The organism is Mycobacterium sp. SMC-15 (genome assembly GCF_045310925.1).
GTDB lineage: Bacteria > Actinomycetota > Actinomycetes > Mycobacteriales > Mycobacteriaceae > Mycobacterium.
Genome location: NZ_JBJIAJ010000007.1, coordinates 150,391 through 174,899 on the forward strand (window position 1 = coordinate 150,391; position 24,509 = coordinate 174,899).

The 24,509-nt window shown below is 68.9% G+C and carries 22 protein-coding genes; 9 read left to right on the forward strand and 13 right to left on the reverse strand.

Features of this window, described 5'->3' with window-relative positions:
* Positions 1–22: 22 nt before the first annotated feature.
* The 4 genes from ACJH71_RS12455 to sucB are packed head-to-tail and all read right to left on the reverse strand — an operon-like array spanning position 23 to position 4,431.
* Complete coding sequence (locus tag ACJH71_RS12455) at positions 23–979, reverse strand: lipoyl synthase (protein WP_406758328.1); 957 nt, start codon at positions 977–979, stop codon at positions 23–25.
* Positions 976–1,671 carry a lipoyl(octanoyl) transferase LipB gene (lipB, locus tag ACJH71_RS12460; RefSeq protein WP_406758329.1) on the reverse strand — a complete coding sequence of 232 codons (696 nt, stop codon included), beginning with the start codon at positions 1,669–1,671 and terminating at the stop codon, positions 976–978. The genes ACJH71_RS12455 and lipB overlap by 4 nt, the downstream gene beginning before the upstream one ends.
* 26 nt (positions 1,672–1,697) lie before the next feature.
* Entirely contained in the window at positions 1,698–2,606 is a 909-nt protein-coding gene (locus tag ACJH71_RS12465) for a TIGR01777 family oxidoreductase (protein ID WP_406758330.1), read from the reverse strand.
* A gap of 43 nt (positions 2,607–2,649) precedes the next feature.
* A complete protein-coding gene (sucB, locus tag ACJH71_RS12470) occupies positions 2,650–4,431 on the reverse strand; it encodes a 2-oxoglutarate dehydrogenase, E2 component, dihydrolipoamide succinyltransferase (protein ID WP_406758331.1) in 1,782 nt (593 codons plus the stop codon).
* Positions 4,432–4,663: 232 nt separating this feature from the next.
* On the opposite strand from sucB, the gene ACJH71_RS12475 reads away from it, so the two are divergent.
* On the forward strand, positions 4,664–5,581 hold the full coding sequence (locus tag ACJH71_RS12475) for a hypothetical protein (protein ID WP_406758332.1): 918 nt from the start codon (positions 4,664–4,666) through the stop codon (positions 5,579–5,581).
* 14 nt (positions 5,582–5,595) lie between these two features.
* Here ACJH71_RS12475 and ACJH71_RS12480 read toward each other — a convergent pair whose 3' ends face one another.
* The 3 genes from ACJH71_RS12480 to ACJH71_RS12490 all read right to left on the reverse strand — a co-directional run bounded on the left by ACJH71_RS12480 (position 5,596) and on the right by ACJH71_RS12490 (position 9,355).
* A complete protein-coding gene (locus ACJH71_RS12480; RefSeq protein ID WP_406758333.1) occupies positions 5,596–7,134 on the reverse strand; it encodes a leucyl aminopeptidase in 1,539 nt (512 codons plus the stop codon).
* Positions 7,135–7,145: 11 nt separating this feature from the next.
* On the reverse strand, positions 7,146–8,243 hold the full coding sequence (locus ACJH71_RS12485) for an adenylate/guanylate cyclase domain-containing protein (RefSeq protein ID WP_406758334.1): 1,098 nt from the start codon (positions 8,241–8,243) through the stop codon (positions 7,146–7,148).
* Between the two features lie 83 nt (positions 8,244–8,326).
* Positions 8,327–9,355, reverse strand: coding sequence for a hypothetical protein (locus ACJH71_RS12490; protein WP_406758335.1), 1,029 nt, complete (start codon positions 9,353–9,355; stop codon positions 8,327–8,329).
* Between the two features lie 277 nt (positions 9,356–9,632).
* On the opposite strand from ACJH71_RS12490, the gene gcvT reads away from it, so the two are divergent.
* Both gcvT and ACJH71_RS12500 read left to right on the forward strand, forming a co-directional pair.
* Entirely contained in the window at positions 9,633–10,727 is a 1,095-nt protein-coding gene (gcvT, locus tag ACJH71_RS12495) for a glycine cleavage system aminomethyltransferase GcvT (protein ID WP_406758336.1), read from the forward strand.
* 23 nt (positions 10,728–10,750) lie between these two features.
* Positions 10,751–11,857 carry a branched-chain amino acid aminotransferase gene (locus ACJH71_RS12500; protein WP_406758337.1) on the forward strand — a complete coding sequence of 369 codons (1,107 nt, stop codon included), beginning with the start codon at positions 10,751–10,753 and terminating at the stop codon, positions 11,855–11,857.
* Positions 11,858–11,877: 20 nt separating this feature from the next.
* Here ACJH71_RS12500 and ACJH71_RS12505 read toward each other — a convergent pair whose 3' ends face one another.
* The 5 genes from ACJH71_RS12505 to ACJH71_RS12525 form a co-directional block, all read right to left on the reverse strand.
* On the reverse strand, positions 11,878–13,962 hold the full coding sequence (locus tag ACJH71_RS12505) for a hypothetical protein (protein ID WP_406758338.1): 2,085 nt from the start codon (positions 13,960–13,962) through the stop codon (positions 11,878–11,880).
* Between the two features lie 175 nt (positions 13,963–14,137).
* Positions 14,138–14,311 carry a hypothetical protein gene (locus ACJH71_RS12510; protein WP_406758339.1) on the reverse strand — a complete coding sequence of 58 codons (174 nt, stop codon included), beginning with the start codon at positions 14,309–14,311 and terminating at the stop codon, positions 14,138–14,140.
* A gap of 127 nt (positions 14,312–14,438) precedes the next feature.
* Positions 14,439–15,173, reverse strand: a complete 735-nt coding sequence (locus ACJH71_RS12515) for an adenosylcobinamide-GDP ribazoletransferase (protein ID WP_406758340.1) — start codon at positions 15,171–15,173, stop codon at positions 14,439–14,441.
* On the reverse strand, positions 15,170–16,228 hold the full coding sequence (gene cobT / locus ACJH71_RS12520; RefSeq protein ID WP_406758341.1) for a nicotinate-nucleotide--dimethylbenzimidazole phosphoribosyltransferase: 1,059 nt from the start codon (positions 16,226–16,228) through the stop codon (positions 15,170–15,172). Before cobT ends, ACJH71_RS12515 begins: the two co-directional genes overlap by 4 nt.
* Positions 16,229–16,250: 22 nt before the next feature.
* Positions 16,251–16,880: a DUF3043 domain-containing protein gene (locus tag ACJH71_RS12525; protein WP_406758420.1), complete on the reverse strand. Its 630-nt coding sequence runs from the start codon at positions 16,878–16,880 to the stop codon at positions 16,251–16,253.
* A gap of 117 nt (positions 16,881–16,997) precedes the next feature.
* Between ACJH71_RS12525 and ACJH71_RS12530 the strand changes: the two genes are divergently transcribed.
* From ACJH71_RS12530 to ACJH71_RS12540, 3 genes are all read left to right on the forward strand, one after another.
* Positions 16,998–18,125 carry a glycerate kinase gene (locus ACJH71_RS12530; RefSeq protein ID WP_406758342.1) on the forward strand — a complete coding sequence of 376 codons (1,128 nt, stop codon included), beginning with the start codon at positions 16,998–17,000 and terminating at the stop codon, positions 18,123–18,125.
* A 163-nt stretch (positions 18,126–18,288) separates the two neighbouring features.
* Positions 18,289–18,645, forward strand: a complete 357-nt coding sequence (locus tag ACJH71_RS12535) for an iron-sulfur cluster assembly accessory protein (RefSeq protein ID WP_024440524.1) — start codon at positions 18,289–18,291, stop codon at positions 18,643–18,645.
* A gap of 123 nt (positions 18,646–18,768) precedes the next feature.
* On the forward strand, positions 18,769–19,743 hold the full coding sequence (locus ACJH71_RS12540) for a carbohydrate kinase family protein (RefSeq protein ID WP_406758343.1): 975 nt from the start codon (positions 18,769–18,771) through the stop codon (positions 19,741–19,743).
* 69 nt (positions 19,744–19,812) lie between these two features.
* Here ACJH71_RS12540 and asnB read toward each other — a convergent pair whose 3' ends face one another.
* Positions 19,813–21,774, reverse strand: coding sequence for an asparagine synthase (glutamine-hydrolyzing) (gene asnB, locus ACJH71_RS12545; protein WP_406758344.1), 1,962 nt, complete (start codon positions 21,772–21,774; stop codon positions 19,813–19,815).
* A gap of 184 nt (positions 21,775–21,958) precedes the next feature.
* On the opposite strand from asnB, the gene ACJH71_RS12550 reads away from it, so the two are divergent.
* From ACJH71_RS12550 to ACJH71_RS12560, 3 genes are all read left to right on the forward strand, one after another.
* Positions 21,959–23,038: a cytochrome c oxidase subunit II gene (locus tag ACJH71_RS12550; protein WP_406758345.1), complete on the forward strand. Its 1,080-nt coding sequence runs from the start codon at positions 21,959–21,961 to the stop codon at positions 23,036–23,038.
* Between the two features lie 9 nt (positions 23,039–23,047).
* A complete protein-coding gene (locus ACJH71_RS12555) occupies positions 23,048–23,467 on the forward strand; it encodes a cytochrome c oxidase subunit 4 (RefSeq protein ID WP_067974017.1) in 420 nt (139 codons plus the stop codon).
* 130 nt (positions 23,468–23,597) lie between these two features.
* The gene (locus tag ACJH71_RS12560) at positions 23,598–24,500 is read left to right on the forward strand and encodes an MmpS family transport accessory protein (protein WP_406758346.1); all 903 of its coding nucleotides are present in this window, start codon (positions 23,598–23,600) and stop codon (positions 24,498–24,500) included.
* Positions 24,501–24,509: the final 9 nt, after the last annotated feature.

The window sequence follows — 24,509 nt, forward strand, 5'->3', positions numbered from 1 at the left end:
TTACCGCCAGCCGGGGCGTCAGTCAGCCGTGCGCGGTGGCGGGGGCCTGGTCACGGCGCGCCCGGTTTTCCAGCGCCTGCTGGTAGAGCCGCCCAGCGCGATACGACGAGCGCACCAGCGGCCCCGACATCACGCCGGCGAAGCCCAGTTCCTCGGCGTAGCGGGCGTGCTCGACGAACTCTTCGGGCTTGACCCATCGGTCGATGGGGTGGTGCCGCTCGGTGGGGCGCAGGTATTGGGTGATGGTGACCAGTTCGGCGCCGGCGTCGTACAAGTCCGACAGCGCCGCTTTGATCTCATCGGCCGTCTCGCCCATGCCCAAGATGAGGTTGCTCTTGGCCACCAACCCGGCATCACGGGCCTGGGTCAGCACGTCAAGACTGCGCTCGTAGCTGAATCCGGGCCGGATCAATTTGAAGATGCGCGGCACGGTTTCGACGTTGTGCGCCAGCACTTCCGGGTGAGATTCGAACACCTCACCCAAGAGGTCGGGCCGTCCGCCGAAGTCGGGGATCAGCAGTTCGACACCCGTGGACGGATTGAGGGCCTTGATGGCACGCACCGTCTCGGCGTAGAGCCAGGAACCCTGATCGGGCAGATCGTCGCGGGCGACACCGGTGACCGTCGAATACCGCAGGCCCATCGATTGCACGCTTTCGGCGACCCGGCGCGGTTCGTCGCGGTCCAACTCGGGCGGCTTACCCGACTTGATCAGGCAGAACGAGCAGTTGCGGGTGCAGACCTCGCCGCCGATCAGGAAGGTGGCCTCCCGGTCTTCCCAACACTCGTAGATGTTGGGGCAGCCCGCCTCCTCGCACACCGTGTGAAGCTTCTCCTGCTTCACCAAGACCTTCAGCTCGGTGTAGTTGGGTCCCATCCGGGCGCGGGTCTTGATCCATGACGGCTTGCGTTCGATCGGCGTCTCGGCGTTGCGTGCTTCGGCTCGGCTTAACCTACGACCTCCCGGGACGGCGCTCACCGAGTCGATGTTACGCGCGGACCGGAATGCTCGCGCACCGGCAGCACACCGTCGAGCGCATCGACGACGGCACTGGCCACCGCCCGCCGCACATCTTCGACGCCGGTCACAAAGCCCAACTCCGCGGACAGTGACGTCACTCCTGCGTCGGTGATCCCGCACGGCACAATCGAGCTGAACGCATTGAGATCACAATCACAATTGAGTGCGAATCCGTGCAACGTGGTGGCGCGGGCCACCCGGACGCCGATCGCCGCGATCTTGCGGGCGGGCCGGCCGCCGCCGGGCGGCAGCCATACCCCGGACCTGCCATCCACCCGAACCGTGTTGAGACCCAACGTGTTACACACCTCGATGAGCGATTCCTCAAGGCGTCGAACGTAGTTCACCACGTCCAAAGGTTCGGCGAGGCCGATCACCGGATAGCCCACGAGCTGACCCGGACCGTGCCAGGTGATCTTGCCGCCGCGGTCGGTGTCGACCACCGGGGTGCCGTCCATCGGGCGTTCCTGCGGCTCGGTGCGGCGCCCGGCGGTGTAGACCGGCGGGTGCTCCAGCAGCAGCATGGTGTCCGGGCCGCCGGCCGCCCTGGCCTCGGCCAGCTCGCGTTGCAGTTGCCAGGCTGTGTCGTAGTCGACGGTGCCCAGCTGGCGCACCTCGATCGGCTTGGCGCTGGAGCGGATGGACACCATGTTCGCAGGCTACTCGGCGCGGGTGTCTACAACGGGGTCGGTCGGGAGGTGGCGTAGGCCAGGGCCTCGCCGACGGTGTGGTGGGCAAACCGGAAACCGGCCTCCTCCAACGCGCCGGGGATGGCCCGCTGGCCGGTCAGGAGGCTTTCGGCAAATTCGCCGAGCCCGGCACGCACCGCGAAAGCGGGCAGCAGCATAGGGGTCGGGCGATTGACCGCGCGCCCCAGTGCGGCGGTGAACTCGGCGTTGGTCACCGGCGCCGGTCCGGTCAGATTCACCGGGCCGGACAGCGTGTGGTGCGAGATCGCGAACAGCAGTGCGCGCACCTCATCCTCCATGCTGATCCACGACATGTACTGCCGGCCGTTGCCGATCCGGGCGCCCAGTCCCAGGGAGAACAGCGGCCGTAATCGGCCCAAGACGCCGCCAGATCGCGACAGCACGATGCCGGTGCGGGCCAGCACCACTCGGGCGCCCGAGTCGCGGGCGGCCGCGGTTGCCGCTTCCCAGTCCTTGGCGAGATGAGCCAGGAAATCCGTTCCTGCCGAAGCTGACTCATCGACCGTGCGGTTGCCGGTGTCACCGTAGAAGCCGACCCCGCTGGCATTGATCAGCACCGGAACGCCGGCCTCGGCCACTGCGGCCGACAGCACCTCGGTCGGGGCGATACGGCTGTCGCGCAGACTCTGTTTGAACGCCCCCGACCAGCGGCGGTCGCCGACGCCCACGCCGCACAGATTGACCACGGCGTCGACCCCGGCCAGTCCGCTGACGTCGATGTCACCGGCCTCGGGATCCCACTGCAGCTCGCCGGCGTGGGCCGGTGTTCGCCGCACGATCCGCAGCACCTGGTGATCGTCGGCGCGCAACGCCGAGATCAGCGCCGAGCCGATCAGTCCGGATGACCCGGCGATCGCGACGATGGGGTTGTTCACAGCTGAATCCTCTTGCAGCTCTTCGGAAAAGCCCCCGGCGCCGTTAGAGACCCAGGTCCGCCTCGAACGCAGCCTCTTCCAGCCGGTTCTTGATCGTGGTCACGAACCGCCCGGCGTCGGCACCGTCGATCAAACGGTGGTCGTAGGTCAGCGGCAGGTAGGACACCGAACGCACGCCGACCGACTCGTTGCCGGCCTCGTCGACGATGACCCGCGGCCGTTTGACGATGGCTCCGGTGCCGAGCATGGCAGCCTGCGGCGGAACCAGGATGGGCGTGTCGAACAGTGCGCCCTGGCTGCCGATGTTGGTGATCGTGAAGGTGCCCCCGGACAGTTCGTCCGGCTTGAGGTTGCCCGAGCGGGCCCGGGCGGCGATATCGGCGATGGCCCGCGCCAGGCCGGCCAGCGAAAGATCACCGGCGTTGTGCACGACCGGGGACAGCAAGCCCTGCTCGGTGTCCACCGCGAAGCCGAGGTGCTCGGCGTCGTAGTAGGTGATCTCGCCGGCGTCCTCGTTGTAACTGGCGTTGACGTTGGGGTGCGCCTTGAGGGCGTCGATCACCGCGCGGGCGATGAACGGAAGGTAGGTCAGGTTGACGCCCTCGCGTTCGGCGAAGTCCGCCTTTGCTCGGGCCCGCAGCGCCACGATCTTGGTCATGTCGACCTCGTGGGTCTGGGTCAGCTGCGCCGTGGCCTGCAGGGATTCGCGGGTTTTCTTGGCGGTGATCTGACGGATCCGGCTGGCCTTGGCCGTCGTGCCACGCAGGTGCGCCAGGGCCGAGGCGGGTGCCGCGGCAGCCGGGCGCGGGGCGGCCGCAGCAGCGGGCGCCTGCTGCGGTTCGGCCTGCTTCTCGGCGAAGGCCAGGACGTCCTGCTTGCGGATTCGCCCGCCGACCCCGGTGCCGGTGACACGGCTCAAGTCGACGTTCTTGTCGGCGGCGAGCTTGCGCACCAACGGGGTCACATACCGTGCGGCGTCGCCGGCCGGGGCCTCGGCAGCAGCGGGCTGCGCCGGAGCGGGCGCGGCGGCGGGTGCTGGCGCCGGCGTGGGTTCGGGCTTGGCCTGCGGAGCGGGTGCCGGTGCCGCGGGAGCAGGCTCGGGCGCAGGTGCCGGAGCCGCAGGTGCAGGGGCGGGTGCTGCGGGAGCGGGCGCGGGGGCCGGCGCCGCGGCGGGGGCCGCCGGGGCACCCGAACCTATTCGGGCCAGTTCACCGCCGACCTCGACGGTGGTGTCCTCACCGGCGGTGATCGACAGCAGGGTGCCGGCCACCGGGGAGGGAATCTCGGTGTCGACCTTGTCGGTGGAGACCTCCACCAGCGGCTCGTCGACCTCGACGGTGTCGCCGACCTGCTTGAGCCAGCGCGTCACGGTGCCCTCGGTGACCGACTCACCCAACTCGGGCATCAGCACCGGGGTGCCGTCTCCGGCCGGTGCCTCCGCGGCGGGCGCCGGAGCGGCGGGCGCCGGAGCAGCCGGGGCCGGCGCCTCGGCAGCGGGAGCCGGCGCCTCGGCAGCGGGAGCCGGCTCCGACGGCGCGGGCTCGGCCGCCGGCGCCGCGGGGGCTGCAGGAGCCGAGGCGCTTTCCCCAGCCTCGCCGATCAAGGCCAGTTCACCGCCGACCTCGACGGTGGTGTCCTCGCCGGCGATGATCTTGGTCAGCACACCGGCCACCGGTGACGGGATCTCGGTGTCGACCTTGTCGGTGGAGACCTCCAGGAGCGGCTCGTCGACCTCGACGGTGTCGCCTTCCTGCTTGAGCCAGCGGGTCACCGTTCCTTCGGTGACGCTCTCACCGAGGGCGGGCATCTGGACTGAGAAGGCCATCGTTGTTGACTCCTCGCTCGATCGGTCGCTGCACGTCGTTTCCTGGATACCACGTCAGTGGTGGGGCGAGGGCGGTGCCCAGGTGGACTGTCGAAAACCATCCTGTCATTGCGGTGTCACCGCCACACATCGAGGTGGCGGTCGAACGTCTCTCGACGCCGTCCGGTATGGCGCACCGCGCAGTCCGCTAAAGCGCTACTGCGGCCGCTGAAGCGTCACTAATATCTCGCGGGTGCCCGCTGAGCAGATCGCCGCAGCCTGTGAGCTGTGGACCGGCTTCGACATATCGATCGTGGCCCGCAACTATGCCCAACTAGCCGGTTTGCTGGCCGGTTTCGCGTTCGTCGTCATCAATCTGGTGCTCGATCGTGCGTATCGGCGGCGTAGCGACGGCCATGCTCCGGACCCGCGCGAAGTCGAGCACGAGACCCTTACCGGGGTCGCGCTGATGAACGCCTTTCTGGGGCTGTTCCTGACCGCGGTGCAATACAGTCTGCTGGCCGGCGAGCAGGGGTGCGCTCTCGGCAGCGGTCGTGCCGCATCCGCAGAACTGTTGGGCGGCATATCATTTGTGGCCTCGCTCTATATTCTGCTGTACGCCATCGTGCAGTTCGTGTCGGGAAGCGCGGGCACGTTGATCAGACATTGCGTGTTCATCGTGGCGGTCCTGGTCCCACCGATTGCGGTGTTTTTCGTGGAGGCGACCCTGACAGACCTGGCGCTCTCGCTCGGCGACCAGCAGACGCATCGGCCGTTGCAGCCGCTGTGGGACGACGCCAACCGGCTGTCCGTGCCCATCACCGTCGCCATCGCGGTCGTCTGTGCGATCGGCTGGTTCCTCGGACGGGCGCGACGACGTAGCGAATCGCCGATCGGGCACATGGCCGGCCGAATTCGGACCGCGTTTCCGTACTTGAGCACCGTCGTGATCATCGCGGCGATCGTTCGCTCCATGGCGGCGCTGCCGAAAACCGATGTGGCATCCCATCTGAGCTCAGCAGAAGCCTGGCTCTGGGTCGCCGTGTTCGCGGTGTTGATGCTGGTGCAAAGCGTGGCGCTGTCTTTTCAGCAGGGCGTGGAAAGGTCGCCCCGCCCGGTGCGGCAGGCCGGGAGCCAGAGCGACCTCGAAGACGCGGAAGTCCCAGCCTGACTTTCGGCAGCCGGTTATCCCTTCGCGGCGATGTCTTCCAGTACCGCGAACATGGTGCGGGTGGGCACCCCGGTGCCGCCCTTGCCGGTGTAGCCCCAGGCGCCACCGGAGTTGTAGGCCGGTCCCGCAACGTCGATGTGCACCCAGTCGACTCCGTCGGCCACGAACTCACGCAGGTACACCCCGGCGACCAGCATGCCGGCGAAACGCTGACCACTGACGTTGGCCAGGTCTGCCACCGTCGACTTCAGGTCCTCCTTGAGCTCGTCGGGCAGCGGCATCGGCCAGCCGTTCTCGCCGACGGCCTGCGAGAGGGCCGCCACCCGGTCGCGGAACTCGTCTGAGCCCATCACCCCGGGGATGCGCGCTCCGAGCGCCACCGTCTGTGCGCCGGTCAGCGTCGAGGTCTCGATCAGGTAGTCCGGGCTGTCCTCGCAGGCCCGCACGATCGCATCGGCCAGGATCAACCGGCCCTCGGCGTCGGTGTTGAGCACCTCGACGGTGATGCCGCCGTACTGGGTGAGCACGTCGCCGGGGCGCTGCGCCGTCGACGACGGCATGTTCTCGGCCATCGGAACCGTCGCGGTCACGTCGATCGGCAGTCCGCGACGGGCGGCCAGCACGACTGTCGCGATCACCGCGGCCGCTCCGCCCATGTCGGAGGTCATGTGGTGCATCGAGGCAGCCGGTTTGATCGAGATACCACCGGTGTCGAAGGTGATGCCCTTGCCGACCAACGCCACCTTTTTCGCGCCGTCCGGGTTGTCGCGCAGGCGTGATCCGTGGTGGATCAACCGCACCAGACGCGGCGGGCGCGAGGAGCCCTGCCCCACACCGATCACCCCGCCGTAGCCGGCGTCGGCCAGCGCCTGTTCGTCGAGCACCTCGACCTCCAGGCCGGCCGACTCTCCCAGCGCCTTGGCGCGGTCGGCGAACTCGGCCGGAAAAAGGTGACTCGGCGGGGTGTTGACGAAGTCGCGCGCGGTGGCCACCGCGGTGGCGATGTCGGCGCCGCGCGCCGCTTGCTCCTGGGCGTCAGCCGCGGTGGACAGCACCGTCACGGCCTGCAGGCCCGGTTCCTTGGGGGCGGTCTTCTCGCTGCGGAACGCGGTGAATCGGTAGCCGCCCAACAGCAGCCCCTCGACGCCGGCGGCGAGCACCCCGTCGCCGGGCAGCCCGCTCAGTGCGCTGATCACGCTGGCGGTGCCGTTGAGTGAACGTGCCGCGTTTCCGGCAGCCTTGCGGACGGTGTCGGCCGGCCAGGAATCACGCGGCTTGCCCAGTCCGACGGCCACCACGCTGGCCACCGGCAGCGACGCCACCACCAGCCGGTTCACCTGCTCACTGCCGCCCTTGGCGCCCAGTGCGCGCAGTGCGCCCTCGATCTCGGTGACCGCCTCGGCGGGCAGGGCCGGCTCGGTCGCGGCGACCGAGGCTCCGGAGTCGTCATCAGCGGCAACGACCGGCACGATCAGCACGGCCTCATCGGCGTTCGCGGGCAGCGAGGCGGCGACGGTGACGGAGGGGGCGGGGTATCCGGGTTCGGTGCTCACAAGCACTCACCCTAACGATCCGGGTTGGGGTGCAATTGGTATGCCGGGACGGGTTCGTCGAAACCCTTGAGCGTCAACGGTTCCTGAAGAGTGGCCGGCCAGTCGGGGAGTTCTTCGCGGACGCAGGTAGAGGCCAGCACCTGGCCCGGTACGGCCGCATCGACCAGGCGCGCGGCCAGGTTGACCGGAGTGCCGAAGTAGTCGCCGTTGATCGCCAGCATCTCGCCGTAGGCCACCCCGGCGCGTACCTGCAATCCGGCCTTGCGGGCCTTGGGATGCTCGACAAGGTCGATAGCCGCCCTGGCCAGCAGGTCCCCGGTCGCGCTTACCCACATCACCGCGTCGCCGATGAACTTGACTACCCGCCCACCGTCGCAGTGCACGACGTCGGCGACGCTGCCGGCGAAATCGGTCAGCAGCGTGGCCAGCTCCGCGGACGTGAGGACTTGGGTCAGCGCGGTAAAACCGGTCAGGTCGGCGAAACCGACGCCGCACATCAGGCTGGCCGCCGGCCCGCCGGCCAGCCCCTCGAGGAAAGTCCGGTGGCTGACCTGGTGCTGGCGGTGGACGGCGTCGATCATGGCGCCGATGCGCGGGATATAGGCCGCGACCGAGCGCCAGGCCCGGGCGGTACGCAGCTCGTCGCGGGTGTGGCCCAGCCACATGTCGGGCTCGCTGAGCCGGATCATCGACGACTCCGCCTCGGCCAGCCGCGCCATGGTAGCCCCCAGCACCCGCAGGAAGCCGTCGACGGGCTCGCCGAGGTAGGACCGCATCTGGACCCAGGTGGCCAGCCCGTCCACGTCGGCCTGGCTCAGCGCGGGCGTGTCCGGGCCGGGGACGCTCAGCCCGAGCATCCGCCAGGCCTGGGCGACGTCGTCGAGCGGCAGCCCCAGTGCTTCGGCTGCGGTGCGCAACGTGTAATCGGGCGGGCCCGAGCGTCCCACCGCGTCACCGGCCAGGCCGAACAACCGGCCCTGGCGCTCGGCGTCGACCATCTCTTCGGTGGTGAACCCGAGGCCGTGGAGGTATTCGATCAGGCCGGCACGCTCACGGGCATCAGCGATACCGGCAGCCTGCAGAGCCTCGAAATCCGCCGAATCCGCCACGTCGCCAAGTGTGCCAGCCCTCGGCCGGTCAGCGGGGCACGTTGCCGAGAGGCGCCGCCAGACGCTGGCTTGTCACACGTGGACTAGAGGACGGACAGCAATATCCCGATGAACTCTCCGGACCATTCTCCGAATCCTTCGACGGTCATGGTGCCGTTGAAGAGGTCGCCTGTGTGGTCGAAGAAAGCGACGGCATCTTCGATCGCGGCTACGGGGGATACGAGACCGATGAGGGCGTTGAGATCCCCGTCCAGCTGCTCGTCGATTGGCTGTTGGTCGAGTCCGTTCATTCCGTAGTAGCCGTACATCATGAAGTCCCAACCCGTCGTGACTCCCCAGCTGAAGAATCCCAGTGCCCCGCTGCCCAGGATCGGATCGTCGGGCAAGGTGTGGAGGAAGGCGCCGATGTCCCGGACGAGCGGATAAAAGATCCCGAAGTGGTCCGCGGCTTCCGAATACATCCCCGGGTCGCCGCTCTGCCCGATCTCATCGCCGAGGTCGGGCAGGGGCACCGAGTCGTTTGGATTCGGGATGTGGGCGTTGGGGAAGTAATCAACCCACTGGGTGAAATAGTTGTCGTAATACTCAAAAACGGACGTAGGCGAGTAATCGTGCAGCTCCAAAAGAATGTTCTGCGGCCCACCGACGTTGACGATATTGGTCAGCTGGTCTGTCGTGTAGCCGTAGTTATAGGCGTTCAGCACGATTGTCTCGGCAAGGTCGTGAGTGTCCGCCGGCGTAGTTCCGGGGTACCCGGCGTCGATGTAGATCCAGTGCAGAGTTTTCGCCATGGCTTCCACTGCTTGCGCCACTTCGCTGGCGTCCGGCAACGCGGTCAGGCTCACCGGGGTGTTCCAGATGTGCGGCGCGCTTGCCGAGGCGGAGGCGGTGCCGGCCACCGGTGCGAGTGCGACCGCCAGGATGGTCACCGCCGTCGCGCCCGAGACGCGTTTCGTGTATCTACCCACTCTTGCTCTCTCCTGAAATAAGTGATTGTCGGGCATCGTTGGGGCCATCACCCGCAGTAGGGCGATGCGCTTGCCGTTGCTGGAGCGCTCGCCGTATCCGGTGCCGTCGGCCGCGGGCCGATGTGTCCACCGCCGCTGTGTCACGTCAACCCCCCATAGCTGTACCTGTGATCGAGCCGTGAACTGAATGAATTCCCCCTCAAGGAGAGTACCGAGAAGTTGCCCGATAGTCGTGGCAAGCGGTCAAAGATGTCGAAACATGTCGTGACGCTCGACACCCGAGACCAAGCGCCATAAAGGCACACTGCGCCGCTGAACCGGGGAGCGAGCGGGTGAGTCCCGGATGAAATGGCGCGAGCCGGGATGTGCAGCGAGCAACCTGCGCGGTGGGTTTACGCCCGCCCGATTAGGCTGGCTCGACGTGAGCGAACTGCAGCACGGACCCCTGGAAGACCGCCACCGCGCGCTGGGCGCCAGCTTCGCCGAGTTCGGCGGCTGGCTGATGCCGGTGTCCTACGCCGGCACCGTCGCCGAGCACAACGCCACCCGCGAGACCGTCGGCCTGTTCGACGTCAGCCACCTGGGTAAGGCGACCGTTCGCGGTTCGGGTGCGGCGGCCTTCGTCAATGCGACGCTTACCAACGACCTGGGCAGGATCACGCCGGGACAGGCCCAATACACCTTGTGCTGCAACGAATCCGGTGGCGTCATCGACGATCTGATCGCCTACTACGTCGCCGACGACGAGATTTTTCTGGTACCCAACGCCGCCAACACCGCGGACGTGGTGGCCGTGCTGCAGGAGGCGGCGCCGGCGGGGGTGACGATCACCGACGAACACCGTTCGCGTGCGGTGCTGGCGGTGCAGGGCCCACGATCGGCCGAGGTGGTCGCGGGTCTTGGCCTGCCGACCGAGATGGACTACATGGCGTTCGCCGATGCCGCCTTTGCCGGGGTGCCGGTGCGGGTGTGCCGGTCCGGCTACACCGGTGAACACGGCTACGAGCTGCTGCCGGAGTGGGAATCGGCGGGCGTGGTGTTCGATGCGCTGGTGGAGGCCGTGCGGGCGATCGGCGGTGAGCCGGCCGGCCTGGGCGCCCGCGACACCCTGCGCACCGAGATGGGCTACGCCCTGCATGGTCACGAACTGTCGCCGACCATCTCGCCGCTGCAGGCCCGCTGCGGTTGGGCGATCGGCTGGAAGAAGGAGTCGTTCTTCGGCCGCGACGCGCTGCTGGCGGAGAAAGCTGCCGGCCCCGCGCGCCTGCTGCGTGGCCTTCGCGCCACGGGTCGGGGAGTGTTGCGCGCCGACCTGGCGGTACTCGACGGTGACCACCGGGTCGGGGTCACCACGTCGGGAACGTTCTCGCCGACGCAGAAGGTCGGTATTGCGCTGGCGCTGATCGACGCCGACGCGGGCATAGAAGACGGCGCGCGGCTCACCGTCGACGTGCGCGGTCGCGCGGTCGAATGCGAGGTGGTGACGCCGCCATTCGTCACGGCAAAAACCCGTTAGCGCACCGGTTATACAATCGCTGCATGACGAGCAGCCTCCTCGATTTCCACGTGTCGGTCACCGCGAACCCGACGCCCGACGAGGTGCGCGAATCCATTTTGGCGGAGCCGGGTTTCGGCAAGTACCACACCGACCACATGGTTTCGATCGACTACACCGTGGACGCGGGTTGGCACAACGCGCGGGTCATTCCTTACGGACCCATCGAACTGGACCCGTCGGCCATCGTCCTGCACTACGCGCAAGAAGTGTTCGAGGGGCTCAAGGCCTACCGGTGGACCGACGGATCGATCGTCTCGTTCCGCCCCGAGGCAAATGCCGCCCGGATGCGCGCATCCTCGCGGCGGCTGGCCATCCCGGAGCTGCCCGACGATCTGTTCATCGAGTCGTTGCGGCAGTTGATCGCCGTGGACGGAGCCTGGGTGCCGGCGCCGGGCGGCGAGGAGTCGCTGTACCTGCGCCCGTTCGTCTTCGCCACCGAGCCGGGGCTGGGGGTGCGCCCGGCCAACGAGTACCGCTGCCTGGTGATGGGATCACCGGCTGGGGCCTACTTCAAGGGCGGGATCAAGCCGGTGAGTGTGTGGCTGTCGACCGAGTACGTGCGGGCCTGCCCCGGCGGTACCGGCGCCGCCAAGTTCGGCGGTAACTACGCCGCATCGCTGGTCGCCCAGGCGCAGGCCGCCGACAACGGCTGCGACCAGGTGGTGTGGCTGGATGCGGCCGAGCGGCGCTACGTCGAAGAGATGGGCGGCATGAACCTGTTCTTTGTGTTCGGCACCGGTGGCTCGGCGCGCCTGGTCACTCCGGAGCTGTCCGGTTCACTGCTGCCCGGTATCACGCGGGATTCGTTGCTGCAGTTGGCAACTGATGCGGGGTTCAGTGTCGAAGAACGCAAGATCGATGTCAGTGAATGGCAGAAGAAGGCCGCTTCCGGCGAGATCACCGAAGTTTTCGCCTGCGGTACGGCCGCGGTCATCACCCCGGTGTCACAGGTCAAGTCCGCGGACGGCGAGTTCACCATTGCCGACGGTCAGCCCGGTGAGGTCACCATGGCGCTGCGCGACACCTTGACCGGTATCCAGCGCGGCACCTTCGCTGACACCCACGGCTGGATGGCGCGGCTCGACTGAGCGGGGTCAGTAGACCCAGATCAGCCCGGTGTGCCGGGTGTACCGGGGGAGCCGTCGGCACCGCCGGCACCGCCATCGCCGCCGGTAGCCCCGAAGCTGTCGGTGGCGTTGGCCCCGGCGCCGCCGACCCCTCCGATACCGCCGGCACCGGGATGGGCAACCCCACCGGCTCCACCGGTCCCACCGAAGCCTCCGGTAGCCGTGCCCTGTACTGCGGTAGTCGCATTGCCCCCGTCACCGCCCGCGCCGCCCGCGCCACCGGTGTAGTCGTTGTAGCCGTCGGCTCCTGCGTCGACGGAGCCGTCGGCGGTGCCGCCGGTACCGCCCGCGCCACCACCGCCACCGAGGGCGCCTTGACCGATAATCACGGAACTGCCACCGGTGCCGTCCCCGCCGATCCCGCCGGCACCGCCGTTTCCGCCCGTACCGCCATGGAACGCGATGCCGCCGGCCCCGCCGGCTCCGCCGCGACCTCCGGCGCCGTAGCCGCCGCCTATGCTGCTGATTCCAGTGGCGTTCCCGCCGGCCCCGCCGGGCCCACCGATCCCACCGGTGCTGCCGGCATCGATGCCGCGGCCGCCTACTCCGCCTGAGCCACCGGCTCCACCTACCCCCGCGATACCGCCGAACAAGTCACTACCGGTACCGATGCCGCCGACACCGCCGACACCGCCCGCGCCGCCGGTACCCCCGGCACTGCCAACGCCGCCACCACCTCCGCCGCCACCACCAGAGGTGGTGCCCAAGGTGGCGATGGCCCCATTGCCGCCCACGCCGCCGACGCCGCCGCCGTCGGCACCGCCGTGGCCGCCGTTTCCCCCGGCACCGGTGCCGGCTATGCCGAACCCGGAGGTCCCGCCGTTGCCGCCCACGGCACCGATCGCGCCACCGCTGCCGTCACCGCCCGCGCCGCCGTCGCCGCCCGCCCCGCCGAATTCGCCGGTGCCGCCCCATCCACCGCCGTTGCCGCGACCCGCGGAATAGCCGGCGGCGCTGGCGTTCCCGCCGTTCCCGCCGTCGCCTCCGATGCCACCGGTGCCGGAGTACCTGCCACCGGGACCGCTCCCGATGATCCCGCTGGTGCCGCCACCCGCGCCGACACCACCACTGCCGCCATTACCCGATGTGGTGCCGCCATTGCCACCGTTGCCGCCGTGTCCGCCGGTCCCGCCGCCGCCTCCCTCGCCGTTGGCGGTGCCGCCGCCGTGGCCGCCGAGTCCGCCGTAGCCACCGTCACCGCCGTCACCGACGGCTCCCGCGGCGCCGCCGTCACCGCCCTTGCCGCCGGTCCCACCGTTGCCGCCGTCACCGAACAGCGCCGCGCTCTTGCCGCCGTCGCCGCCGTACCAGCCGTCGCCGCCCACCGCACCGGCCGCGCCATTCCCCCCGTTGCCGCCGTGCCCACCGGCGCCGCCATTGCCGAACAGCCAGGCTACGGCGTTGCCGCCGTCCCCGCCGTAACCGCCGCCCCAGCCGGCGGCACCGCTTCCGCCGTCTCCGCCGGAGCCGCCGTGACCCATGTAGGTGCCGCCGCTCCCGCCGTCGCCGCCATCGCCGGGATAGTCGCCGGAACCGAAGCCGCCGCCGTGGCCGCCGTCGCCGCCATTGCCGAAGAATCCGGCATCGCCGCCGTTTCCGCCCCAGCCGCCGACAGCGGTGCCGCCGTCGCCGCCGTCACCGAACCACAGCCCGCCCGCGCCGCCCATGGCCTGTTCGTTGGTGCCTTCGTCGATCCCGTCGGCACCGTTGCCGATCAGCAGCTGGCCGTTGCCAAAGGTGTTGTTGACCCAGGTGCTGATCTCGATACCGGACTGACTGGCCAGCCAGTCCTGCCCGGCCTGGTGCAGTGGGGCATAGAACCAGGTATCGAACCAGTCGGCCGTGGTGGGGTCGGTGGCCGCGGCGGTGCTCTCCGCGCCCAGCCACGACCAGCTCGCCGGATCGAAGAGGTCGACGATCCAGTCGATCATCGGATCGGCCTGGGCCGGTGCTGCGGCCAGCGGACTCATCCCGAACGCCAGAAAAGCTCCGGCAGTGCTGGTCAGTCCGATCAGTCGGCGGTGACGGGCACTGGTGTGGGTCCTGTTTGCGTACTGATCGCACATGACGGGCCCTCCCAACGAACCTGACAATCCGGTAAAGACCGACATTAAGGTCGCTGAGAAGGAACGCACGCAGTAGTCGACTACTGCATTTCCGGTCGATGTCGCGCAGTGCGCCGCTGCCGGCTTTGGAGCCCCATCGGCGGGGTACCTACGACATCACCGACTACGCAGTAGGTCAGCTCACGGGATCTGGCGGCAGGCGCAGGTCGTCGGCCACCGGTGACCAATCCTCGGCGATGCGTTCGCAGCAGCCGGGGTCGTCGTCGACGTCGTCGGCATCCGCGGCGCCGTCGGTCATCGCCTTGCGTGATTCCCGACTCCGCTTGCTGTAGTTCTGATGGCGCGGCATCCCAGATTTCCTCCCCGGACCATGATGTTAATGGCTGCTGCAATTGTTACAAAGACCAATTGGGTGTAACACATTGCTCCGGAGAAATATCCGGAAGTCCGGAAAGGATGCGAAATTGACGCGAGGGTCAACCGCTGGTCAGAGCGGTGAGCGCTACCGCGACCAACGCCGTCGTCCACTCGATGACCGCTCCGAGGACATCGCCGGTGATGCCGCCAAGGCGACGTACACAGCGTTTTACCAGCATAGCGGCGCAAGTCAGGGCCAGGGCGACGGCAACCGGACCGTGCCACGGCGCCGCGCCGGCAGGTATCGCCGCCGCAAGCAGCGCCATCGCCCAGGCGGCGGCGACCCACAGCGGCTGACTGCCGGCCACCGTGGCGCCCAGCATGCTTCCCCCGGCGACGGGCACCGAGCGCCGGCAGGCCAACACCGCGGCCACCCGGCCCGCGCAGACCGCGAGCACGATCTGCCCGGCGCCCAGCATCGGGAAGGTCGTTGCCTGCAGGCCGATCACCAGGACCACCGCGACGACCCCGAACGGGCCGGTCGATCCCTCGCGCATCACCTGCAGCGCCTGCGGAGCGGGCCGGGCGCACCCCAGACCATCGGCCGTGTCGGCCACCCCGTCGATGTGCAGTCCGCGGGTCGCGGCCAGTAGCGCAGCCACCGCGAGCAGGCCCGTGATCGGGCTGCCGGGGCCGAAGGCGTACCCGCCGGCCCAGACCACTACCGCGGCCAGCGCGCCCAACACGGCGCCGACGACCGGGAATACTGTCATCGCCCCGCGGCCCGGCGGCCGGCCGGACGAAACGGGAAGAATCGTTCCGAACGCGAAAGACGAGGCGAGGGAAGCGATCACGATGATCGGTCGCTGACGCCGGCTTCGGCGAAGGTGGACATGGAGGCCAACGCCGCCACCGCGGCGCGCAGCACCGACAGGGCAACCGCGGCGCCGGTGCCCTCGCCCAACCGCATCTGCAGGTCGAGGATCGGCTCCAGGCCCAGCGCCGCGCAGGCCAGCGCATGCGCGGGCTCCGGCGAGCGATGACCGGCCTGCCACCAGGCCCGGGCCCCGGGCGCCAGCCGGTCGGCCACCAGGGCGGCCGCCGTCGACGCCAGGCCGTCGAGCAGCACCGGGGTGCGCCGCACAGCGGCTTGGGCGCAGAACCCCGCCAGCGCGGCGAAGTCGGCGCCACCGCAGCAGCGCAGCAGCGCCAGGGGATCGGTGTGGTGCGGGCGGGTCCGGAAGAGGGCGTCACGCACTGCCGCGGTCTTGCGCGCCCAGCCGGCATCATCGATGCCCGTCCCGTGACCCACCACCTCGGCGGGCTCGGCGCCGGTCAGCGCGGCGATCAATGTCGTTGCGACGGTGGTGTTCCCAATTCCCATATCGCCGGGGATGAGCAGGTCCGCCCCGCCGTCGACTTCCTCGTCGGCGATGCGCCGGCCGGCCTCGATCGCGGCCAGGGTCTGCTCGGGGGTCAGCGCGTCCTCGCTGGTGATGTCGCCGCTGCTGCGGCGCACCTTGTAGGCCCCGGACGTGCCGGACGTCCCGGGGGAGTCGGTTGCTTCCGAATCGACGGCCATGTCCACCACCCGCACTCCGGCCCCGCCGACGGCGGCCAGCGCGTTGATGGCCGCCCCGCCCCGGTCGATGTTGGCGACCATCTGCGCCGTCACCTCCGCGGGGTAGGCCGAGACCCGTTCCCGGGTCACGCCGTGATCACCGGCGAACACCACAATGCGGACGCGCTCGAACTGTTGTGGTGGGCACTGCCCTTGGCAGGCTGCCGCCCACACCGAGAGGGCCTCGAGGCGACCCAGCGAACCCGCAGGCTTGGTCAAGGAGTCCTGCCGGGCCCGGGCGGCGGCCGCCACCGCGGCATCAGGTGGGCTGACCGGTGGGAATTCCATCGCTGTCGGTGCCGAGCAGGGCTCAGTCGAGGCGTTCGCCGCGCCGCACCTGCGGGCGCGGTGCCCGCATCCGGCGCAGGGTGGATGCGCGGCTGGCGGCGTAGAGCCCCAGCTTCCAGCGGCTTTCGACATTGTCGGGGAACTTGGCGTCAGCCATCCGGCCGGCCTTGCGGGCCACCAACACCCCGTCGACGGCCATCAAGACCATCAGCAGCATCATCGCCGGCGAAATGTAGTACTGGACCTGCGGGACCGCCATCATGATGAACATCAGCCCCAGCGCCACCGGCATGAACAGGCCCAGCAGGTTGTAGCGGGCGTCGACGATGTCGCGAACGTACCGGCGCACCGGGCCGCGGTCGCGCTCCAGCAGCGCCGCCTCGTCGCCGGACAGCATCCGTTCCCGGCGGTCGGCCATGCGCTCGCGACGCTCGGCCTTGGCGATCCGGCGTTCCTCCTTGCTCAGCTTCGGGCCGGCCAGCGACTTGCGCCGGGCCCGGGCCTCCGCGGAGGTCATCGGGGCCGGTGCCACCGGGCCGCGGCGTTTGGCCGCGGCGCTGCGCTTGGGGGTGGGCCGGCCTTTGGGGGCGGTGACGCCGCCGCGGGCGGCATCCTCAGACTCATTGCCGTCGACCGAGACGGCGGAGACCACGGACTGCGCGGACTGAGCCTCGTCTTTTCTGCGCCCCGGCAACTTCACGCCCGCCAGATTACTTGGCCGGTCCGCCCGGCCTGCGTCGCCGTCCGCGCGGCTCGATACCCTGCAGAGATGGCTGATCACCCGGGTGCCGGCGGCTCGGCCGGTCCTCGGGCGCGGGCGCTTCGGGTCCTGATCGCGCCGGACTGTTTCGGCGAGAGCCTGACCGCGGTGCAGGCCGCCGCCGCCATCTCGACGGGCTGGCACCGCAGCCGACCCCACGACCGGCTGGCGATCGCACCGCAGTCCGACGGCGGCCCGGGCTTCGTCGCGGTGCTGGCCACCACGCTGGGCGCGGTGCAGCGGTCACGGGTCAGCGGACCGCTCGACGACGCGGTCGACGCCGAGTGGGTCTGGGACGTCGCGGCCAACACGGCCTACCTGGAATGCGCTCAGGCGTGTGGGTTGGGGCTGCTCGGCGGGCCTCCATCGCCGCGGACCGCGCTGGTCGCCCACAGCGCCGGCGTGGGCCAGCTGGTCGCCGCGGCGTTGGCGGCCGGGGCTCAGCGAATCGTCGTCGGGCTTGGCGGCAGTGCCTGCACCGACGGCGGTCGCGGCATGATCGACGAACTGGGCGGCCTGGCCGCCGGACGCCGGCGGCTCACGGGCGTCGAATTGATCGCCGCCTGCGACGTGCAATACCCGCTGCTGGGCCCGTGGGGCTCGGCCCGCGTATTCGGGCCGCAGAAGGGTGCCGACGCGGCCACGGTCGCGGTACTCGAGAGCCGGCTGGCCGCCTGGGCGTGCGAACTGGACGCCGCCGCCGGATGGGAGGCCAGCGCCGCGTCGGGTGCCGGGGCAGCCGGGGGGATCGGAGCCGCCGTGTTGGCCCTGGGCGGCACCATCGAATCCGGGTCCGAGATCGTGGCCCGCCACACCGGTCTGGCGGCCGCGCTCGCCGACACCGACGTTCTGGTCACCGGCGAGGGCCACTTCGACCAGCAGTCGCTGCACGGAAAAGTGGTCGGTTCGCTGGCGGCTGCGGCCCGGGCGCGGGAGTTACCGCTGCTGGTACTGGCCGGACAGATCAGCCTGGACGAGCCCGCTTTGCGGTCGGCTGGGGTGTTGGCCGCCCGGGCACTCGCCGACTACGCCGGCTCGGTGGGCTTGGCTCTGATCGACGCGGCCAACCAGCTGATCGGGCTGACCGCCGTCACCGCGGCGCAGATCGGTGGCCGTCCCGCGGGTTCACGCGGGTGATTCGGCGCTCCAGCTTCGCCTCTCCTGCGGCGAGCCTCGCTAACCGCCGGGTTCGCCGTCGGTAGGGAACACGTCGGCGCAGGGTATCGTTGTTGTGGTGGGCTCGAACGCCTCCAGGCGAGGCCGGGCCCGCCCCCATGATCAACCGCAATAGGGAGACGCAATGACTGTTCAGGATCAGTCGACCACCGAGTCTCACGGCGTGGTCTTGACCGATGAGGCCGCGGCCAAGGTGAAGGCGCTGCTGGAACAGGAGGGTCGTGACGACCTGACCCTGCGGATCTCGGTCCAGCCGGGCGGCTGCGCCGGCCTGCGCTACAACCTGTTCTTCGACGACCGCAGCCTCGACGGTGACGTGGTCGCGGAGTTCAACGGCGTCACGCTGACCGTCGACCGGATGAGCGCGCCGTACCTGCAGGGTGCCGAGATCGGCTACGCCGACCAGATCGACAAGCAGGGTTTCACCATCGAGAACCCCAACGCCGGCGGCTCGTGCTCGTGCGGCGACTCGTTCAACTGAGCATCTGATATTCGCCGCAAGGCCGGGGGCTCTGTGCTGCCCGGCGGCGGACCGGCGGCATCGGGCCGCTACCGTGGGTACCCACATCCAGGCCCATGGTGACGATACGAGGGGGATTGTTCAGTGACGATTGCGGTGACCGGTTCGATTGCGACCGACCATCTGATGCGCTTTCCGGGTCGGTTCTCCGAACAGCTGCTGGCCGATCACCTGCAGAAGGTTTCGCTGAGCTTCCTGGTCGATGACCTGGTGGTACACCGCGGCGGCGTGGCGGGCAATATCGCCTTCGCCATCGGTGTGCTCGGAGGTGACGCCGCATTGGTCGGCGCCGCCGGTGCCGACTTCGCCGACTACCGGCAGTGGCTGGTCTCGCACGGCGTCAACTGCGACCACGTGCTGACCTCGACAACCGCGCACACGGCCCGGTTTGTCTGCACCACCGACCAAGACATGGCCCAGATCGCGTCGTTCTACCCGGGCGCGATGTCGGAGGCCCGCAACATCTCGCTGGCCACGCTGGTCGAGGCCGCCGGGAAGCCGGAACTTGTGATCGTCGGGGCCAACGACCCCGAGGCGATGTTCTTGCACACCGAGGAGTGCCGCACGCTGGGGCTGGCGTTCGCCGCCGACCCGTCGCAGCAGCTGGCGCGGCTGACCGGGGATGAGATTCGCAAGCTCATCGACGGTGCCACCTACCTGTTCACCAACGACTACGAGTGGGACCTGCTGCTGTCCAAGACCGGCTGGACCGAGGCCGACGTCATGAAGCAGGTCGGGCTGCGGGTGACCACCCTGGGCGGCGACGGCGTCGACATCGTCTCCCCGGACGGCTCCCGTGTGCACGTCGGCGTGGTTCCGGAGAAGTCCCAGACCGACCCGACCGGGGTCGGCGACGCCTTCCGCGCCGGCTTCCTCACCGGGCGCAGCGCCGGGTTGAGCCTGGAGCGGTCCGCGCAGCTCGGTTCGCTGGTGGCGGTGCTGGTGCTCGAGTCCACCGGAACCCAGGAATGGGTGTGGGACCGTGCCGCCGCGGTGAGCCGGTTGGCGGACGCCTACGGCGACGCCGCCGCGGCCGAGATCGACGCCGCACTCAAATAATTCGACGTTGACTCTGCGTCCAGGGCGCGAAAGTGCGAGTAGGTCGCGCCGGGGACGCAGAGTCAACGGTTAGAGCCGGACGGGGTAGTCCGGTTCCCTGATGGTCGGTACCACGCTGTGCTCGACGAAGATGGCGTGCCACAGCATGAAGATCAGCACGGTCCACAGCCGACGGCTGTGATCGGCGGTGCCGACCCGGTGCTCGTCGAGCATCGTGCGCACCGCGGCGACATCGATCAGGTGATCAGCGCCGGTGGCGTCCACCGTCGCGTACGCCCACTCCAACAACTCCCCGGCGCGCAGCCAGTGCCGCAACGGCACCGGGAAGCCGAGCTTGGGGCGGTGCAGCACATGCGCGGGAATGATCGGCTCCAGTGCACGGCGCAGCGCGTACTTGGTGGTGGTGCGGGTGATCTTGGCCGACACCGGCAGCCGCGACGCCACAGCGAACACTTCGGGGTCCAAGAACGGCACCCGCAGCTCCAGCGAGTTGGCCATCGTCATCTTGTCGGCCTTGACCAGGATGTCGCCACGCAGCCAGGTGAACAGGTCGATGTGCTGCATCCGGGCCACCGGGTCCCACCCCGCCGATTCGGCATACAGCGCAGCGGTGACGTCGGTGTGGGTCCAGTCGGGGGAGAAGCCGGGCAGCACCGCACGCAGTTGCTCGTCGGAGAAGCTGCGTGCGTTGCCGTAGTAACGCTCTTGCAGCGTGAGCGACCCGCGGTGCAGCAGACTTTTACCGCGCATGCCCTCGGGCAACGGCCGCGACGCCTTCCCCAGCGAGCGGCGCACCGGTGCCGGTAGGTAGTCGAACGCCCGCAGCGACAGCGGCTCACGGTAGATCGTGTAGCCGCCGAACAACTCGTCGGCGCCTTCGCCGGAGAGCACCACCTTGACGTGTTTGCGGGCTTCGGCGGCGATGAAGTACAGCGGGACCAGGGCCGGGTCGGCCACCGGGTCGTCGAGATACCAGACGATCTCGGGCAGGGCGGCGACGAACTCCGCCGGGCTGACCACCTTGACCACGTGCCGGGCGCCGATCGCCTCGGCGGACGCGGCGGCCACGTCGACCTCGGAGAAGCCCTCCCGCTCGAACCCGGTGGTGAAGGTGATCAGCTTGGGATTGTGGCGCATCGCCAGCGCCGCGATCGCGGTGGAGTCGATCCCCCCGGACAGGAACGCACCCACGGTGACGTCGGCTCGCATGTGCTTGGCGACCGAATCCTCGAGCACCGCGGTGATCTCGTCGTAGCGCGCCTGCTCGGTGTCGCGGGTGATCGGGGTGGCGTCGAACCGCGGACGGAAATAGCGGGTGGTCTCCGGCTCACCGCCGGGACGAACGCGGGCATAGCAGCCCGATTCCAGCCGGCGTATGCCGCGGTGCAATGTCTCCGGCTCCGGCACGTACTGCAGCACCGTGTAGTGCTGAAGGGCGCGGACGTCGATGTCGGTGTCGAACCCGACCACCTCGGCCAGGTCCAGCAGACACTTCTTCTCGCTGCCGACCACCGTGCCGCCTGGCCCGGACGCCATGAAAAGCGGCTTGATCCCGAACGGGTCGCGGGCACAGAACAGCTCACCGGCCACGGTGTCCCACACCGCGAAGGCGAACATGCCGCGCAGCCGCGACAGGACGTCGACGCCCCAGTAGTGGTAGCCCGCGACGATCGCCTCGCCGTCGCCGTCGGTGGCGAACACCGCGCCGTGCTCGGCGGCGAGCTCCGCACGCAGTTCTACGTAGTTATAGATCTCGCCGTTGAAGACCAGTTCGTAGCGTTCCGGCGCCTCGGGGGGCCCCCACCGCATGGGCTGGTGCGAATGGGCGATGTCGATGAACGACAGCCGGTTGAACCCGAACACCACGCGGTCGCCGGCCCAGATGCCGCCTGGCTCGTCCGGGCCGCGGTGGCGCATCAGGTGTGTCGCGCGCGAAACCGCGCCGGCGACTTTCTCCATATCCGCGGCGGGCCGCGGTCCCGAGGTGTCGGTGCCGGCCGGGGCACACACGAAAGCCAGCAGTCCACACATCGGGTCCCAGTATGCCGCACCGGTATCGGCCTTTAACCACGTAGGCCTGCGCAGAACCTGGGGCGTCGGATGAGGCGGTCAACACACCGGGGTGGCCAACCGGCAGGTACATCAAACCTCGGTGATCCGGGTGGTCTACGCTGCGTAGTATTCGACTGCTCCACCGGGTCAGTCGGCCCGTTCTGTGACTCGAGGAGGCACCAACGTGACACGTCGCGGGCAGGGCGTTGCACATCGCCGTCTGCTTCGACCGCTGACCGCGGTCAGCGTGCTCGGACTGCTGGCGGTGACGCTCAGCGGATGCAGCGTCGACTGGACCGATGTGGTCGGTTTCGGCTGGCCCAAGGGCATCACGCCCGAGGCCGAGGCCAACTACCAGCTGTGGATCGGCATGGTCATCGCTTCGGTGGTGATCGGTGGGCTCGTCTGGGGAATGATCTTCTGGTCGATGATCTTCCACCGCAAGAAGGCGACCGACACCGAGCTGCCGCGCCAGTTCGGCTACAACATGCCACTGGAGCTCGGCCTTACCGTCGTGCCGTTCCTGGCCGTCGCGGTGATCTTCTACTTCACCGTCGTGGTGCAGGAGAAGATGCTGCACCACGAGCCGAACCCCGAGGTCGTCGTCGACGTCACCGCCTTCCAGTGGAACTGGAAGTTCGGCTACCAGAAGGTCGACTTCCACGACCACACCCTGAGCTACGACGGCGTGGACCAGGTCCGCAAGGACGCGATGACCTCCAAGCCCGAGGGCGTGGACGCGCACGGCGAAGAACTGGTCGGACCGGTCCAGGGCCTCAACACCGAGGACCGCACCTACCTGAACTTCGACAAGATCGAGACGGTGGGTACCACCGGCGAGATCCCGGTGTTGGTGCTGCCGAGCGGTAAGCGCATCGAGTTCGTGCTGAACTCGGCCGACGTCATCCACGCTTTCTGGGTGCCGGAGTTCCTGTTCAAGCGTGACGTCATCGCCTGGCCCGAGCGCAACAACCAGGTCAACACCTTCCAGGTCGCCGAGATCACCAAGGAAGGCGCGTTCGTCGGCCACTGCGCCGAAATGTGCGGCACCTACCACGCGATGATGAACTTCGAAGTCCGAGTGGTCTCGCCCAACGACTTCAAGGCCTATCTGAATCAGCGCATCGCTGGAAAGACGAACGCCGAGGCGCTCGAGGCGATCAAGCAGGAGCCGGCGGCGACCACCACCTTCCCGTTCGACAGCCGCCGTGGCCTGCTAGCCCCGCAAGCCAGCAACAAGTAGGGACAACGCATGCGCATCGAATCCAGGCTGTTCGAGTTCGTCGCCACCTTCTTCCTGGTGGTCGGGGTGATCTACGCGGTGCTGACCGGGAAGTTCGCCACCGGTGGCGTGGAATGGGCCGGCACCACCGCGCTGTTCCTGACCGGGATGATGGCCATGATCGTGGCCACCTTCTTCCGGTTCGTGGCACGTCGGCTCGACACCCGTCCCGAGGACTACGAGGCTGCCGAAGTCAGTGACGGCGCCGGCGAGCTGGGCTTCTTCAGCCCGCACAGCTGGTGGCCGATTCTGATCGCGCTGTCCGGGTCGGTGGCCGCCGTCGGGATCGCCCTGTGGCTGCCGTGGCTGATCGCCGCCGGAGTGGTGTTCGTGTTGTCGAGCGTGGCCGGACTGGTCTTCGAGTACTACATCGGCCCCGAGAAACACTGACCACATCTCCGCCGCGGCCGCCGTGTCGACCCGTTTGGGTAGGGTTGCCGATGCACAATGACCAACGGTGGCTGATGCCGACCGCAACCGGTCAGGGCGTGGCGCGGCGGTTTGAACAGGATAGGCGGGAATGAGCGGGCCGAATCCCCCAGAGGCGGGCTCTGGAGACGAGGGCTCCGGCAGCGGTCAGCCGGCTTCTGACAAGGCCCCCGAGGCAGGTGCGGGCGGCGAGATCCAGCCGCTTGACGATGTAGCTGCCACTCCTGCCGCCGCGCCCGCAGATAACACCGCGTACTCGCAGGCATACTCGGCTCCCGAATCCGAGCAGTTCTTGAGCGGTCCTTACGTTCCGGTGGATCCGCGGCTTTACGACTACGACAGCTACGACGCACCCGAGGAACCGGACCCGGACGCCAAGACACCGCGGTGGCCGTGGGTGGTCGGGGTCACCGTGATCATCGCGGCGGTCTCGCTGGTGGTATCGGTCGCATTGCTGTTCGCCCGCACCGAGACCCACGATCTGGCTACGCCGGCCACGAGCAGCAGCACGGTTTCGGTGCCGCCGGTGCAGGACGAGATCACCCGGACCAGCACCAGCACCACAACACCGCCTCCTCCGCCGCCCAGCAGCGAGGAGCCGCCTCCTCCGCCGCCCAGCAGCGAGGAGCCGCCGCCGCCCCCGCCCCCGCCGCCGAGCGAGGAGCCGGCACCCGAGCCATCGACCACGACGCAGGAGACCACCACGACCACGCAGGCGAAGCCGTTGCAGGTGACCTACTCGGTGACCGGCACTAAGGCGCCGTTCGACCAGATCACGATCACCTACGTAGATGCCTCCGGGCAGCGTCGCACGCAGCGCAACGCCTACATCCCGTGGTCGCTGACCCTGACACCGATCTCGCAGTCGGAGATCGGTTCGGTGGAGGCGACCAGCATGCTGCGGTTGAGCAAGCTCAACTGCTCGATCACGAGCAGTGACGGTAGGGTGTTGTTCTCCAACAGCAACGACGCACCGGCGACGAGCTGCGGATGACCGGCGGGA